The 15,257-nt window shown below is 35.9% G+C and carries 14 protein-coding genes; 9 read left to right on the top strand and 5 right to left on the bottom strand.

Features of this window, described 5'->3' with window-relative positions; genetic code table 11:
* Positions 1 to 59: 59 nt before the first annotated feature.
* The gene (locus tag B0E34_RS07305) at positions 60 to 773 is read right to left on the bottom strand and encodes a Crp/Fnr family transcriptional regulator (protein ID WP_076393740.1); all 714 of its coding nucleotides are present in this window, start codon (positions 771 to 773) and stop codon (positions 60 to 62) included.
* 89 nt (positions 774 to 862) lie between these two features.
* On the opposite strand from B0E34_RS07305, the gene B0E34_RS07300 reads away from it, so the two are divergent.
* The 9 genes from B0E34_RS07300 to B0E34_RS07260 all read left to right on the top strand — a co-directional run bounded on the left by B0E34_RS07300 (position 863) and on the right by B0E34_RS07260 (position 10,899).
* A complete protein-coding gene (locus B0E34_RS07300) occupies positions 863 to 3,238 on the top strand; it encodes a heavy metal translocating P-type ATPase (protein WP_185117445.1) in 2,376 nt (791 codons plus the stop codon).
* Positions 3,239 to 3,347: 109 nt separating this feature from the next.
* Positions 3,348 to 3,572: a cbb3-type cytochrome oxidase assembly protein CcoS gene (ccoS, locus tag B0E34_RS07295; RefSeq protein WP_087708245.1), complete on the top strand. Its 225-nt coding sequence runs from the start codon at positions 3,348 to 3,350 to the stop codon at positions 3,570 to 3,572.
* A 5-nt stretch (positions 3,573 to 3,577) separates the two neighbouring features.
* Positions 3,578 to 5,836 (top strand): cytochrome-c oxidase, cbb3-type subunit I, encoded by a 2,259-nt coding sequence (gene ccoN, locus B0E34_RS07290; RefSeq protein WP_087708243.1) that lies wholly within the window; start codon positions 3,578 to 3,580, stop codon positions 5,834 to 5,836.
* 20 nt (positions 5,837 to 5,856) lie between these two features.
* On the top strand, positions 5,857 to 6,057 hold the full coding sequence (locus tag B0E34_RS07285; protein WP_087708242.1) for a cbb3-type cytochrome oxidase subunit 3: 201 nt from the start codon (positions 5,857 to 5,859) through the stop codon (positions 6,055 to 6,057).
* 10 nt (positions 6,058 to 6,067) lie between these two features.
* Positions 6,068 to 6,949 carry a cbb3-type cytochrome c oxidase N-terminal domain-containing protein gene (locus B0E34_RS07280; RefSeq protein ID WP_087708241.1) on the top strand — a complete coding sequence of 294 codons (882 nt, stop codon included), beginning with the start codon at positions 6,068 to 6,070 and terminating at the stop codon, positions 6,947 to 6,949.
* A gap of 99 nt (positions 6,950 to 7,048) precedes the next feature.
* Positions 7,049 to 8,503, top strand: coding sequence for a cytochrome c oxidase accessory protein CcoG (gene ccoG / locus B0E34_RS07275; RefSeq protein ID WP_087708240.1), 1,455 nt, complete (start codon positions 7,049 to 7,051; stop codon positions 8,501 to 8,503).
* A 9-nt stretch (positions 8,504 to 8,512) separates the two neighbouring features.
* Positions 8,513 to 8,965 (top strand): FixH family protein, encoded by a 453-nt coding sequence (locus B0E34_RS07270; RefSeq protein WP_087708239.1) that lies wholly within the window; start codon positions 8,513 to 8,515, stop codon positions 8,963 to 8,965.
* The gene (locus B0E34_RS07265; protein ID WP_087708238.1) at positions 8,956 to 9,723 is read left to right on the top strand and encodes a sulfite exporter TauE/SafE family protein; all 768 of its coding nucleotides are present in this window, start codon (positions 8,956 to 8,958) and stop codon (positions 9,721 to 9,723) included. The genes B0E34_RS07270 and B0E34_RS07265 overlap by 10 nt, the downstream gene beginning before the upstream one ends.
* A 231-nt stretch (positions 9,724 to 9,954) precedes the next feature.
* On the top strand, positions 9,955 to 10,899 hold the full coding sequence (locus B0E34_RS07260; RefSeq protein ID WP_087708237.1) for a T9SS type A sorting domain-containing protein: 945 nt from the start codon (positions 9,955 to 9,957) through the stop codon (positions 10,897 to 10,899).
* Between the two features lie 94 nt (positions 10,900 to 10,993).
* On the opposite strand, the gene serS is transcribed toward B0E34_RS07260, so the two are convergent.
* From serS to B0E34_RS07240, 4 genes are all read right to left on the bottom strand, one after another.
* On the bottom strand, positions 10,994 to 12,262 hold the full coding sequence (gene serS, locus B0E34_RS07255) for a serine--tRNA ligase (RefSeq protein WP_087708236.1): 1,269 nt from the start codon (positions 12,260 to 12,262) through the stop codon (positions 10,994 to 10,996).
* A 66-nt stretch (positions 12,263 to 12,328) separates the two neighbouring features.
* Positions 12,329 to 12,850 (bottom strand): hypothetical protein, encoded by a 522-nt coding sequence (locus B0E34_RS07250; protein ID WP_228423034.1) that lies wholly within the window; start codon positions 12,848 to 12,850, stop codon positions 12,329 to 12,331.
* The gene (locus tag B0E34_RS07245) at positions 12,847 to 14,094 is read right to left on the bottom strand and encodes an oligosaccharide flippase family protein (RefSeq protein WP_087708234.1); all 1,248 of its coding nucleotides are present in this window, start codon (positions 14,092 to 14,094) and stop codon (positions 12,847 to 12,849) included. The genes B0E34_RS07250 and B0E34_RS07245 overlap by 4 nt, the downstream gene beginning before the upstream one ends.
* Before the next feature lie 46 nt (positions 14,095 to 14,140).
* Positions 14,141 to 15,253, bottom strand: coding sequence for a glycosyltransferase (locus B0E34_RS07240; RefSeq protein WP_087708233.1), 1,113 nt, complete (start codon positions 15,251 to 15,253; stop codon positions 14,141 to 14,143).
* Positions 15,254 to 15,257: the final 4 nt, after the last annotated feature.

Genomic DNA, 15,257 nt, shown 5'->3' with positions numbered 1-15,257 from the left:
ATGTATCTATTTTTTAAAAGTTAAAAGTCGGCATTTAGCCGACTTCAAGTTTGTATGATTTATAAAACTACGTGACCTAGTTTCATTAATTTGTCGTGGTTGAGAATTTTGATGTTTCTTCCGTCTACCTCGATGAGATGATCTCCTTTGAATTCGGAGATCAGACGGATTGCACTTTCGGTTGCGGTTCCGATGATATTGGCGATTTCTTCTCTTGTTAAAGAAATTTTAATAAATCCTTCCGGATCAACTCCTAATTTCTGTTCTAATAACAGAAGAATTTCCGCGAGTCTTTCTCTTACGGTTTTCTGAGCAAGGAAAGTAATGGTATTGGAAGATTCTCCCAGTTCATAAGCGATTTTCTGAAGCATCACAAAGGAAAGCTGAGAATCTACTTCCAACAGATACATAAAAATATCCGCCGGTAAAAAAGTAGCTTCAATATCCGTCATGGCTTCTGCTTTCGCCTGAAAATTTTCTCCGCAAAGCAAAGAACGGTAACCGATGATGTCGCCTTCTTTAATGAATCTCAGGATCTGATCTTTCCCGAAAGCTCCTGATTTTGATAATTTCGCTGCTCCTTTTTCAAGAACGAACACACCTTTTGGCGTTTCCCCGTCTTCGAAAATAGTTTCGTGTTTTTGAAAACTCAGTTTCTTTTTAGCGTTAATGTATTTTTCAAAATCAGCACTGGAAAGCCTTTCCTTGAATGATTTATCATTAAAAACTCTTGCGAACCTCTCCTCGATTGCAATTTGTTGTTCCTGCGACATTTTATATGACATTTATCACAAAAATAGAACTTTTTAACTCGATAAACAAAAAAAATTGTTATAATTTTGTAGTTCAATAATTTATGAAGGTGAGCGAGAACTGTTTTCATTGTGGTCAAGGGATCGAAAAGGAAAGAATTTTGTTTGATGAAAAGACTTTCTGCTGCAACGGTTGCAAATCTGTTTATGAAATTCTGAATACGAACAACTTAAGTAATTTTTATGAATTAAATAAACGTGCAGGAATCCGTCCAGACGAAAGTTCTTCACAGTTTGAATATCTCGACACTCCTGAAATTTTTGAAAAGGTAACGGATTTTTCTGAAGGAAGCACAAGTTTAGTCACTTTTAAAATTCCTGTAATCCATTGTTCTTCTTGTATATGGCTTTTGGAAAGTCTTCATACACTGAACAAAAACATCAAATATTCTCAGGTTAACTTCACCAGAAAGACCTTACAGATCTCTTTTAATCATAACGATTTAAAATTAAGCGAATTAGCTAATTTTTTAACAAATTTAGGCTACAAACCGGTTATCAGTCTGGAAACCGCCGATAAAAACGTTGAAAATTTAGACAAATCATTACTTGTAAAATTTGCCATTGCGGCTTTTGCCTTTGGAAACGGGATGTTCCTTGCTTTTCCTGAGTATGTAGGCGGAGAAGATTACTGGATGGAGCATTACAAAGGGCTTTTCAGGGCCTTGATGTGTCTTTTGGCAATTCCTGTCGTGGTATATTCTGCTTCAGATTATTACAAATCTGCCTGGTACGGTCTGAAAAATAAAATTGTGAATATTGATGTTCCGATTGTTTTGGGTATTATTGTGCTTTTCGGGCGAAGTTTATATGAAGTTGCCACGAATTACGGTCCCGGATATTTTGATACTTTGTGCGGACTTTTGTTCTTCATGCTTTTGGGTAAAATCTTTCAGAAAAGAACGTACAACGCGCTTTCATACGACAGAGATTACAAATCTTTCTATCCGATTGCCGTTACAAAAGTTGATTTTGAAGGAAAACAGGAAAATATTCTGCTTTCTGAGGTTAAAGTCGGCGACCGGATTTTGGTAAGAAATCAGGAGATCATTCCGGTAGATGCTATTCTGATTAATGGTGAAGGTAATATTGACAACAGTTTCATTACCGGAGAAAGCGAAAGCATCAGCAAACAGCCGGGAGATAAAATTTTCGCCGGAGGAAAACAGATCGGATCATCATTGGAACTTGAAGTGATTAAAAATGTAGATCAAAGTTATCTTACCCAGCTTTGGAATAAAGAAGCCTTCAAAAAACATGAAACCGGACTTGATACGTTAACGAACAACATCAGTAAATACTTCACTTTTATCATTTTAGGAATCGCATTACTTTCAGCAATCTATTGGTATACCGTAGATCTGGAGAAAATGTTTCAGGTAATTTCTGCAATTCTTATCATCGCGTGTCCTTGTGCGCTTGCTTTGTCTGCTCCGTTTACATTCGGGCACATTATGAGGATTCTGGGCAGAAATAAATTTTACGTAAAAGACACTTTAACAATTGAGAAAATCGCCAAATTAGACACAATTGTTTTTGATAAAACCGGAACTATTACGCACAGAAAAAAATCAAATATTAAATTTGAAGGCGCTGAAATAAAAGAATTTGATTTACTGAATATCAAAACGTTACTAAAAAATTCCAATCATCCGCTTTCAAAATCCTTATACGAATTCATAGAGGTAAAAGATGAATATTTCCCGGTTGAAAATTTTCAGGAAATTTCAGGAAAGGGTTACGAAGCAAGTGTACGTGGAAATGTTTATAAAATCGGTTCTGCGAGTTATAATGATCAGGAATCAAAAAATCTTGAAACAGCCGTTTACATCAGTAAAAACAATGAATTTTTAGGGAAATTCATCTTTAAAAATGAATACCGCGAGAACTTAAAAGATTTGTTTAAAAAACTTACCCAATATAAAGTTTTCATTCTGAGTGGCGACAATTCTTCAGAGGAAAATCAATTAAAGGAATTAATTCCGAATTACAAAGGAATGGCTTTCAATCAAAATCCTGAAGACAAGCTGAATTATATCCAAAACCTTCAGAATCAAAACATGAAAGTCGCGATGCTTGGAGACGGACTGAATGATGCCGGAGCTTTAAAACAAAGCAATGTAGGAATTGCGATTGCAGATGATTCCAACAGTTTTACCCCTTCTTCCGATGTTATCATGAATGGAGAAAAAGTGGTAAGCTTAGATAAATACCTGAATGTCTGCAAAGGATCTATCACGATTGTGAAAATCACATTTATAATCAGTTTTCTTTACAACATTATTGGTTTAAGTTACGCAGTTACAGGACACATGCATCCTCTTTTCGCCGCTTTAATTATGCCTGCAAGTTCTATTACAGTGGTTTCATTCACTACACTTTCGACTTGGATTCTGGGAAGAAAATACTTTAAAAAAGGGGCTTAGAAAGACTTATTTAGATTCGTTTTAAATTAGCCAAAAGCCGTATTTCGTGATGAAAGTCATTATTTTTCACTAAATTTGAAACCCGAAAATACGTTAATTTTGTTGTCTAATGGATATTCTATATTTAATGATCCTGTGCAGCGTTTCTTTGGCTGCAGTTTTCCTGGTCGTGTTTATAGTGTATGCCAGAAAAGGACAGTTTGAAGATGATGAGTCTCCGGCTGTACGAATACTCTTCGATTCCGATGAGATCAAGGAAAAAGAAGAATCTGGCAACAAAGAGGGCGATGATGAAAAAGGAGAAAAGAAAAAAATTGAAGAAAAAAGTGAATAGTTGATATGGAAACACAAAAGTTTAGTTATGACAACAGTATTGTTCGGGCATTCCTCTATGCGACCGTTGCTTTCGGGATCATAGGATTTCTGTTCGGACTTACGGCGGCATTAATGCTTTTCTATCCTGAGCTTCCGGAATTCTTTTTTGGAACAGACGATACAACCATTAATAGTTTAGGTGGAAGTATCCAGGGATTGATTAATACTCATGGAGCGTTCGGGTTCGGAAGAATCAGAATGTTGCACACAACCACTGTAATCTTTGCATTCGTAATGAATATCGTTTATGTGGGAGTTTATTACTCTTTACAGCGATTACTGAAAACAAGAATGTACAGTGATACATTGTCCTGGATCCATTTCTGGACATGGCAGATTATGATTCTTGTAACGTACGTTACGTTCTTTATGGGAATCAACACTTCTAAGGAATACGCGGAACACGAATGGCCGATTGATATTTTGATCGCATTCTCATGGATCATTTTCGGAGCCAATATGTTCTTAACGATTGCGAAAAGAAGAGTAAGACACCTTTATGTAGCGATCTGGTTCTACATCGGTACATGGATCGCAGTAGCAATGCTGCACATCTTCAATAACCTTGAAGTACCTTTGTCTTTCACAGGATGGAAATCTTACTCAGCTTATGCAGGGGTAAAAGATGCCATCGTACAATGGTGGTATGGTCACAATGCGGTAGCTTTCGTATTGACGACTCCTGTTCTTGGTTTGATGTATTACTTCTTACCAAAAGCTGCAGACAGACCGGTTTTCTCTTATAAACTGTCTATCATTCACTTCTGGTCATTAATTTTCGTTTATATCTGGGCTGGTCCTCACCACCTTCAATATACAGCATTACCAGCTTGGGCACAGGCAGTAGGAACCGGTTTCTCTATCATGCTTATTGCTCCGTCTTGGGGAGGTATGCTTAACGGTCTTCTTACCTTAAGAGGAGCTTGGGATAAAGTAAGAGAAAATCCTATTCTTAAGTTCTTTGTTGTAGCAGTAACATGCTACGGTATGGCAACTTTCGAGGGACCACTTTTGGCAACAAAAAACATTAACAAAATCGGTCACTTTACAGACTGGGTTATTGGTCACGTACACGTTGGGGCACTTGGATGGAACGGCTTTATGGCTTTTGGTGTAATCTATTATCTTGTACCGATATTGTGGAGAACAAAAATATATTCTACCAAACTGGCAAATCTTCATTTCTGGTTGGGAACATTAGGAATTATTTTCTATGCGGTTCCAATGTATATCTCAGGATTTACACAAGGATTGATGTGGAAACAGTTCAACCCGGACGGAACTTTGGTTTGGAAAAACTGGCTTGATACTGTAACGGCTATTGTTCCTTACTATAAAATGAGATTTGTGGGAGGTATTCTTTATCTTTCCGGAGCTCTTGTAATGGTGGTGAACTTAGTGGCTACTGTAAGAAAAGGATCATTCCAGAAAGATGTCCCTGCTGAAGCACCTGCATTGGCAAACATCAGCGGAAAACGTAAAGAAGGAGAAGGAACTCACCTTTGGTTAGAAAGAACTCCTGTATTATTAGGTATTTTATCTTTATTAACGATTTCAATCGGTAGTATGGTGGAAATTATTCCTACTCTGTCTCTTAAGAAGAGCGTACCTACTATCTCGGCAGTAAAACCATATTCTCCACTGGAATTAGAAGGTAGAGATATTTATATCAGAGAAGGATGTAATGCTTGTCACTCGCAAATGGTAAGACCATTCAGAGATGAGATCGTAAGATTTAACGGTAAAAACGGACAGTACTCCAAAGCAGGGGAATTCGTATACGACAGACCGTTCCTTTGGGGATCTAAAAGAACCGGACCGGATTTGCATAGAGAAGGTGGTAAAAACCCAAGTTCTTGGCACTACAAGCACATGTATAACCCAAGATCAACTTCTGCGGGATCTATCATGCCTCGTTACCCTTGGTTAATTGCAACAGATTTAGACAGATCTAAAATGGTTGATAAAATGAAGCTGATGAAGAGTGCTTTCGAAGTACCTTACACAAAAGCTGAAATTGATTCTGCCAACTCTTGGGCAAACAATCAGGCTTCAAAAATTGTAAGAGATATTATGTCTGAAGCACCAGATTTGAAGGAAGCTTATGCGAAGAGACCTAAAGGAGAATTAGAGAAAAAAGAAGTTGTAGCACTTATCTCTTATCTTCAAAGATTAGGAACGGATATTAAGACAACTGAAATCAAAACAGCAAGTAATAACTAACATATTAAAAGGTTCACATCATGATCCCTCAGAATTTTAAAGACATCTTATCCAATACCGAAAACGCTGGCTTTTACCAGACTTTGGCTTTGATTTTCTTTATGCTGTTCTTCATTGCTTTGGTAATCTACGTTTTTAGCAAGCCTAAAAAATATTACAAAGAGGAAGAAGAAGCACCTCTGCAGGATGACAGTGATGACGATTTTAATTTAAAAAATTAAACTACTTATTATGAAACAAAGAACACCGGTTGTTATAAACATTTTAATAATAATTGGACTTTTAATAGTTTTTTATTATCTGTTTGTACAAAGCTATGATTTCCTATCTTCTCCTTATTTCTGGGGAACTGTAGTAATCGGAGGTATTTTAGCTTATATCCACAGTGCAATCGGAGATTTAATTGAGAACAATAAATTCAAAAAATTATCTCCTGAAGAAAAGGCAGCTTATTTAGCTGAAAAGAAAGTACCTTACTTTACAAGATTATATAATGCAGCATTCAAGAAGCAATCTGCAGCAGAAGAAAAAGATATCCTTATCGACCACGGTTTCGACGGAATCATGGAGTTGGATAACCAATTGCCAAAATGGTGGGTAGGTTTATTCTATTTTGGGACTGCTTTTTGTATTGTATATGTAGCAGCATTTTCTTTCACAGATTTCGCACATCCGTTGAGCGAATATGAGAAGGAATACAAAGAACAGTTGGCAGCGATTGAAAAGTATAACAGCGAACAGCCTCCGGTAACAATTGAAACAGCTAAATATTCTGCTGATAATATTGCTGAAGGAAAAGAATTGTTCAAAACAAACTGTGCATCTTGTCACAAGGAAGACGGTAGTGGAGGAATTGGTCCAAACCTTACGGATAATTTCTGGATCAACCAGCCTGAGAAAACGTTATTCAAAAACGTATTCAATATGGACTGGAATGGTTCTCCTAACAATCCTGCGATGAGAGCATTTGGTAAGAACGGAGAAGTTTCGGGTGCTGAAATTGAAAAGATTGCAGCGTATGTATATCACATCAATCAGGAATTGCCTCCAATAACACCGGCTCAAGGTGGTGCAGCTCCTCAGGGAACAGAGGCACATTGGGAAAAAGAATAATTTAACTTAAATAAATTAGAACATATGAAAAACATAGTTTGTTATTAAATTAAAAAATAGTAACGAATTATGTTTTTCTTTTTTTAAAAACTATCATAAATGTCAGATATAGAAGAAACAGAAGTACGCGGCGGACAGGGACAAGTTCTGGACCCTGAAACTTATAGAGATTCTATCGGGACAATGGAACGATCCGGTAAGAGGAAATGGGTTTTTCCCAGAAAACCAAAAGGAAAATATACCAACTACCGAAGCATTGTAAGTTATGTTTTACTGTTGATTTATTTTGCAGTGCCATTCATCAAAATTAATGGTAATCCTCTTATTTTACTTAATGTAATTGACAGGGAGTTCTTCATCTTTGGACAGCCTTTTTATCCACAGGATTTTTTTATCCTTACACTTGGCGCAATTACTTCTTTAATATTCATCATCATTTTTACGATGGCTTTCGGGAGAATTTTCTGCGGATGGATTTGTCCTCAGACAATTTTTTTAGAATTTATTTTCCGTAAAATAGATTATCTTATTGAAGGGGACAGAAACAAGCAGATGAAGCTTGACAGACAGGAGTGGAACAGCGAAAAGATCCTGAAAAGAAGTCTAAAATGGACGATCTTTCTTGTGATTTCGTTAATTATCACTCACTTCATGTTCATGTATATCGTAGGATATGAAGAAGTATTCAGAATAGTTTCTGAAGGACCTTTTGCCAATCCTACCAACTTTATTGTTATGATTCTTTTAACCGCTGCATTTTACTTTGTATTTGCATGGTTCAGAGAGCAGGTTTGTACATTGGTTTGTCCTTACGGTAGATTACAAGGGGTTCTAATAGATAAAGATACCATTAATGTTTTCTATGATTTTAAAAGAGGTGAAAACAGAGCAAAATGGAGAAAAGGAGAAGACAGAAAAGCAGCAGGAAAAGGTGATTGTATCGATTGTCATCAGTGTGTGGTGGTTTGTCCTACCGGAATAGACATCAGAGACGGACAACAGCTTGAGTGTGTAAACTGTACAGCCTGTATTGATGCCTGTGATGAAGTTATGGAAAAGGTGGGTCTTCCGAAAGGATTGATAAGATACGCCACCGAAAACGAGATCGAGAAGCAGACCGAGTTTAAGTTTACAGGAAGAATGAAAGGTTTTGCAGTGGTTCTTTTACTGCTTACAGGATTTTTAGGCTATCTTCTTACAAGCAGAGCCGAAATGGAAGCCAAATTCATTAAACCTGCAGGAAGCACGTTCTTTGTGAGAGACGGAAAAATTACCAATACGTACAATTATACTTTTTTAAATAAAACCAACGAGAAAAAAATTGTAACCATCAAGATTATCGAGCCGAAACATGGAGAGGTGATCTACAGCGAATCGAGTAAAATTTCTGTAGACAGAGACAAAATTACCAAAGGAACCATCAACATCAGTTTTCCGGAAAATGAAATGACGCTTTCCAAGCAGAACATCACAATCGGAGTTTATGATATGAAGGGGAAACTGGTAGATTCATACAAAACATATTTTGAAGGACCATTCAAATTACAATTTTAATTTTTAGAAATGAAAAACTTTAATTGGGGACACGGTGTAATTATCGCTTTAGCATCCTTTATGATCTTTATATTATCCATGATGTTTCTTTTTCCGAACGGACAAAAGAATTCTGAAATGGTAACGGATAATTACTATGAAGAAGAACTGAAATATCAGGATGTAATTGATGCTAAGAAAAGAGCAGACGAACTGAAGGAAAAACCTGTTTACAGCCAGAATCCAGCAGGAATAAGAATCACTTTTCCAAAAGACTATAATAACTCTAATACTTCCGTAAAATTTGTACTGAACAGAACCGATGATCAGAACCTGGATGTTCATAAAACGGTACAGTTGGATGCCAATCAGTCTTTTTTAATTCCTGCACAGGTTCTGAAACTGGGGAATTATACCCTTCGTTTGAGCTGGACTAAAGACAAAACAGACTACAGAATGGATTATGATGTGATATGGAAATAGCACTTATAATATCGGCAATCGGATTGGGTTTTGCATCAGGATTCCACTGTATCGGAATGTGCGGACCTATTGCATTGTCGATGGGATTAACAAAAAAACAGGCAACCAATTTCTACCTTCAGAATCTCACTTATCAATTCGGGAGGATTTTCACCTATACCCTTTTGGGAGCAATTCTTGGAATTATCGGGGAAGGTTTTGAAATGGCGGGTTTCCAGAAATATCTTACAATTGCTGTGGGAATTCTGCTCATTGTAATGGCTGTTTTTTCGTTTGGAGGAAAAGATTTTGCTTCTAAAGTTCCGTTTTTTTCAAAATTTTTATTTAAAGTAAAATCGAATTTGGGAAAACTGCTTCAAAAGGCAGATTACCGTTCAAGATTTACTACAGGTCTTCTGAATGGTTTTTTACCCTGCGGAATGGTTTATATGGCTTTAACGGCAAGTTTAGCAAGCGGAGGAATATGGCAGGGCGCTTTGTATATGGCTTTATTCGGTTTGGGAACACTTCCGTTTATATTCGCGGTAGTTTTGGTCGGAAATCTCATGAATCAGACTTTTAGAGTGAAAGTTTTAAAAGTGATTCCGATTGTCATGATTATTTTGGGCGGACTTTTTATTGTCCGGGGAATGGAACTGGGAATTCCCTATATTTCTCCAAAAGCAGAAGCGATGACGATCTCAAAAGACAATCAGGGAGACTGCCATTTGCCGGGAGATCACAGTACACATGATCATGTTAAAGTAAATTGTCATTAGTAGTAGTGCTAAATTTAAAAGATTAAACCCTCTGGAGTCTATCCGGAGGGTTTTTTAATTATAATTCGGAATGATCAAACCAGACATTAACATTATACAAATCATACAAATAACAATTTATTCACATAAAAATTCGATTAAAAATTTAATACAGTTGCCAATATTATCTTTTAAATTCAATTTTATTATACAATCAATTTTGTATCTTTATTGTAACTAAAAATTTAATCTATGCATATAAAGCTACAATTTCCCTCATTTCAGAAAATTCAAAAACATCAAACACTAAGCTACCTTAGTAAAATTGCATGTCATGCGTTTACGGTTGGTGCTATTTTATTTTTTTCAGCAACGAAAGCCCAAACTTCAGTAACTGTTCCTAATTTGACTTCAACAGCAGCTTTTACAGGACCGTTTGCCAATTCTACCAGAACTTATCAACTGATTATTGATGACTCTCAGCTTACTGCTTTATCAGGAAAGTATCTTACTTCGATATCACTTAGAATTCCTGCAAGTGCAGCCTCTGCATGGCCTGCCTCAAATACAACCTACCCGGATTATCAGATTTATCTTAGTGACGGCGTAGAACCGGCTAACAGACAGCTTAATTTTGCAGCTAACGTTGTGGGAACGCAGACACAAGTCCGCTCAGGAAGTCTTTTAATACCATCCGGCGCCGTTACAAACAATGGAAGTTTCAGTTTTGATATAAATTTCAATACTCCTTATTTATATACAGGTACTAATCTTGTAATAGAAATACGTCATACCGGAAGCAACGGAACAACAACTTCCGTTGATGCTGTAGGAACAGGTGTTTCGGGATATGGTACACTTTTTACCGCTTGCTGGTCGAGCTCAACATCTGTGCTGCAAGGAAACTTTTCTTATGTGAAAATTAATTCCGGAAGTGTGTTGGGGGTGAAGTCTGTTGAAATAGATGGAGTCACCTCTGTTTATCCTAATCCTGTAAAAGATCAGTTATATGTAAAATCAGCTAACGATATAGTGGAATTAAATATTTTCAATATGGTTGGGCAAAAAGTCTATTCACAAAAGAATTCAGTTAAAAATCCACAACTGAATGCATCAGGTTTAGCCAAAGGAAATTATATTTTACAAATGATTGACAAAAACGGAAACTCAACGTCAACACGATTCATTAAAGATTAATCATGAATTCATTTCAAATGAAATCGTTTAGATAAACCAAATAAAAAAACCACTGAAAAACAGTGGTTTTTATTGTATATAGACAAAATTTTATTTAGCTGATCAAATCAAACTTCGCATATTCAGCGACTTTCTTCGGAAGTTTAATTCCTTCCTCTGTCTGATTATTTTCCAGCAAAGCAGCCATAATTCTTGGCAATGCCATTGCAGAACCGTTCAGGGTGTGAACCAACTGAGATTTTCCATCTGCTTTATAACGACATTTCAGTCTGTTTGCCTGGAAGGTTTCAAAATTGGAAACGGAACTTACTTCAAGCCATTTTTCCTGAGCAGCACTCCATACTTCGAAATCATACGTCATAGCAGAAGCAAAACCTGTGTCTCCTCCGCAAAGTCTTAAAACTCTATATGGTAATTCAAGATCACTTAAAATTTCTTTAATGTGTTCTACCATTTCTTCCAATACGGCATAAGAATTTTCCGGTTTTTCAATTCTTACGATCTCAACTTTTTCAAACTGGTGAAGACGGTTCAAACCTCTTACATGTGATCCGTAACTTCCCGCTTCTCTTCTGTAGCATTGAGAAAAGGCTGTATTTTTAACCGGAAGATCTTTTTCTTCAAATAATACATCGCGATAGAGATTCGTTACAGGAACTTCAGCCGTTGGAATCAGATATAAATCATCTGCCTGAATGTAATACATCTGCCCTTCTTTATCCGGCAACTGTCCTGTTCCGTATCCTGAAGCTTCGTTTACAACGTGAGGAGGATTCACTTCCATATATCCTTTCTCAACATTTTTATCTAAAAAATACTGAACCAAAGCTCTCTGCAATCTTGCCCCCTTTCCTAAATATACCGGAAAACCTGCTCCTGCAATCTTTACACCCAATTCAAAATCAATAAGGTTATATTTTTTCGCCAGTTCCCAGTGAGGAATAGCTCCTTCGCCAAGACCTTCCACATCATGAGACTGATAAATGATTTCATTATCATCCGCAGAAGCCCCATTTTTTACCTTTTCATTCGGAATGTTTGGTAATTGGTACAGGATATCCAGCAATGCTTTTTCTTTTACATCTAATTGAGCTTTCAATTCCGACGTCGACTCTTTGTATTGCGCTGTTTTAGATTTTGCGGATTCTGCTTCTTCTTTTTTTCCTTCTTTCATTAAAAGTCCGATTTCTTTGGAGATTTTATTGATTTCGGAAAGTTGGGAATCCAATTCAAACTGAATTTTTTTTCTTTCTTCGTCGGTAGCAATAGCCTCGTCTACCAACTCAAGATTCTTGAATTGTCTTTTCTTAAGACCTTCTAAAACGCGCTCTTTATTGTCGCGCAAAAAATTGACTTGTAACATTTTATTTAGATGTTAGTTATTAGAATGTTGAACATTAAAATGTCAACAGTTTTGCAAATGTATAAATTATTTTACGATCGTAACAACATTCGGGAAACCCGGTGTTTTTGTAAATCTTAAAGTATCGTTATAATAAACTTTCGAGACCTCAAAAACCGAAGGCGTCATGCGATACTGAATTCTGAGCCTTTCATTAATGGTATCAAGAATCGTATTGTTAAGTCTCTTCACCAGTGAAACCGTTATTACCGACTGATAGGTTTTGTTATTCGGATCCAGCGTATCCAGCCCTACTCTTTTGGCTCCTGCAATATATTCAATAAAAAGTGTGGAGTCTGCAGTAGCACGCAAAGTGCTGCTTACCGGAGAAACGTCTTTGGTTCCGTTAACATCATTTAGTGAATACGTAAAATAAGTCTGATCTTTTTTTGCATGAAACAGATCTCGTCCTGCCCCATTCTTCATATAGATGTTCAAAATCTGATCGATTTTCTGCAAATCTTCATCATCCGTTCTGCAGCTCAGAAAGGCACAAAAAATAACCAGAAATCCAAAAACAATATTTCTCATGTTACAAATATAATTCATTTCAATCTTCTAAGATAAATGAAGAATGAAAACATCATGAAAAAACCGATAATAGTTAATGTAAGCCCTAAAGAAAACGCCATTCCTAAAGCTCCTTTTTCAGGAACCCAAAAAAAAGAAAATCCTGCTAAGAGCAGCAAAGACAAAATGGAATAGAGAGTATTTTTTTTCATTAATCCTACCGCAGAAAGCATATTCCCGTAAAGGTTTCTTAAAAGCATACTCACACAAAACGCTCCTAATAAAAGACAAAAAGCAAATGAATTGTCTGCATATTTTACTCCGAAAAATAATTGAATTAAGGCGGTGCTGAAAAAACTGCCTAATGCAAATATTAATATAGAAACAGGAATAAATATTTTATAATAATTAATAATATAGTTAATTAAAAAAGATCTGCTGTAAGAGTTTTTTGCCAAAACAGGATAATCGCTCTGCATAAAAGAAAGCGCCAAAAAAGTAATATTAGACGGAATAAGCAGAACGACTTTGTAATTAGCAACTGCATTTTCATCTTTAAAAAAGTTGAGGAGTAAAATATCTGCAGAAAAAAAAGCATCTGATAATAAAGCCGTAACCGATGCATGAAACGCGAAATTCCAGATTTCTTTCTTTTGAAATTTTATTTTGGGGACAGCAATCTTCCACAACGGCTCCTTATACCAGAAAAGAGAAAGAAAAGGAGCAATTAAATTCGCAAGCAGATATCCATAAAGCCCCAAAAAAAAGGAAAAAACAACCATCATAGCCAATCCTCCGACATTGACGACATTGTTGAGTTTAGCATATTCGCTGTTTTTCATATGTATGCGAAGCTCAACCTGTTTGTGATTAAGAAAATAAACCCCGATAAGACGTACAGCGAAGAAAAGAAATATATAAAATATGTGGTAATAATGGTTTACATAAAAAAAAGCGATTAAAAAAAACACAATGCTTAGAAAAAGCTGATATAGAAATCCTTTTTTAAAAAGATAAACTGAAAGGTCTTTTTTTTCATTTTCAGTTGGGCATAAAGAACCATAACGTATCAAACTCTGAAAACTGCCAAAACCGCTGAAAGGTACAAAGATGGCAAAAACAGACGCCACAATGCTTAGTATTCCGAATTCTTTTTCAGGCAAAAGCCGGATCATCATAACAGAGCCTGAAAATGCACATATTTTCGCTATTAAAAGAGACAGAAATACATATTGCCCTTTGTTGGCAAAAAATGCTTTAATAAAATCCTTTAAGCTTTTCATTTTAAATTTGTGGCTGAAAATTTATGCTTTTTAAATTAAAAATAATTTAAACCACTTTTTTGTAAATCTCATCGAATTTTTCTGCTATTTTCCACATAGAAAAATTGTCTACAATGTATTGGTGAAGTTCCGTCGGAGAATCCGGTTTATAGGTTCCGCTTAAAACACTCTTCATCGCGGTATATAATTCTTCTTCAGTTTTTCCAATGATGATTCCGCAATTGTTTTTAACAATCTCCGATACACCTCCTACACGAGTTGATATTACCTGTACTCCCGCAGAAATGGACTCAAGAAGTACACAGGGTAAATTTTCATATTCGCTGAACAATACAAAACAATCGCTCTTCCTCATTTTTACAGCAACTTCTTCATGAGAAAGTTCACCGAATGTTGTTATGAAATCTTCCGCCTTATTTTCTTGTATGATTTTGTTTAATCTTTCAATGTCTCCGTCGCCTCCAATCTCTAATTTAAAATTCTGAAATTCACTTCTAAGCCGGATTGCCGTTTTTATAATAATATCCGGATTTTTTAACGGAATAAGATTGGATATATGAAGAAATCTGAAAACATCCGAATACTTTATTGTCGGTTTAAAACGACTCGTATCTACTACATTTCCAACAACTTTGAATTCTTTTCCTATCTTAAGCTGTTTTAAGTTATTCATTAAATTTTCACTTACCGGAAAAATAAATGAAGCTTTTTTTGCAATAAATCGGGCAACAGATAACGTTGAAAATGAGAGTCTGTTTCTGTTGATTTCAAGAAATAAAGACCAGTGCTCTGTTATAACAAAAGGAATTTGATATTTTTTTTTTAAATAAACCGCAAATATCATAGATTTATCCAAAATATTGGCGTGTATCAAATCCGGTTTCTTGATTTGTGAAAAACCCAATTTATACGCCCGAAATCTTCTTAAAAAATTTAATGCAGGATTTTTAGACTTCTTATAATAAACTACAATCGTCTTTACTCCATTAATATGATTTTGATCGAAAATATAGCTTTCCTTCTGTCCAGAATCGCCTATTGCGTGTAAAATTTCTACATCGTGCAATAAAGAGACCGCTTCTGCATGCCGCTGTACAAAATTTCCGTTGGTAGGCTCTAATTTATTTGGAAACCATGATGAAATAAAAAGGACCTGCATGAAT

This window comes from Chryseobacterium mucoviscidosis (assembly GCF_002177115.1).
Classification (GTDB): domain Bacteria; phylum Bacteroidota; class Bacteroidia; order Flavobacteriales; family Weeksellaceae; genus Chryseobacterium; species Chryseobacterium mucoviscidosis.
This window is presented reverse-complemented; position numbering and strand designations above follow the sequence as displayed.

Excerpts from the sequence above, each read along its gene's own strand:
- ccoS (WP_087708245.1), top strand. The coding sequence starts at position 3,348 with ATGGATATTCTATATTTAATGATCCTGTGCAGCGTTTCTTTGGCTGCA.
- B0E34_RS07285 (WP_087708242.1), top strand. The coding sequence starts at position 5,857 with ATGATCCCTCAGAATTTTAAAGACATCTTATCCAATACCGAAAACGCT.
- B0E34_RS07245 (WP_087708234.1), bottom strand. The coding sequence starts at position 14,094 with ATGAAAAGCTTAAAGGATTTTATTAAAGCATTTTTTGCCAACAAAGGG.
- ccoN (WP_087708243.1), top strand. The coding sequence starts at position 3,578 with ATGGAAACACAAAAGTTTAGTTATGACAACAGTATTGTTCGGGCATTC.
- ccoG (WP_087708240.1), top strand. The coding sequence starts at position 7,049 with ATGTCAGATATAGAAGAAACAGAAGTACGCGGCGGACAGGGACAAGTT.
- B0E34_RS07260 (WP_087708237.1), top strand. The coding sequence starts at position 9,955 with ATGCATATAAAGCTACAATTTCCCTCATTTCAGAAAATTCAAAAACAT.
- B0E34_RS07280 (WP_087708241.1), top strand. The coding sequence starts at position 6,068 with ATGAAACAAAGAACACCGGTTGTTATAAACATTTTAATAATAATTGGA.
- serS (WP_087708236.1), bottom strand. The coding sequence starts at position 12,262 with ATGTTACAAGTCAATTTTTTGCGCGACAATAAAGAGCGCGTTTTAGAA.
- B0E34_RS07240 (WP_087708233.1), bottom strand. The coding sequence starts at position 15,253 with ATGCAGGTCCTTTTTATTTCATCATGGTTTCCAAATAAATTAGAGCCT.
- B0E34_RS07250 (WP_228423034.1), bottom strand. The coding sequence starts at position 12,850 with ATGAATTATATTTGTAACATGAGAAATATTGTTTTTGGATTTCTGGTT.
- B0E34_RS07305 (WP_076393740.1), bottom strand. The coding sequence starts at position 773 with ATGTCGCAGGAACAACAAATTGCAATCGAGGAGAGGTTCGCAAGAGTT.
- B0E34_RS07270 (WP_087708239.1), top strand. The coding sequence starts at position 8,513 with ATGAAAAACTTTAATTGGGGACACGGTGTAATTATCGCTTTAGCATCC.
- B0E34_RS07265 (WP_087708238.1), top strand. The coding sequence starts at position 8,956 with ATGGAAATAGCACTTATAATATCGGCAATCGGATTGGGTTTTGCATCA.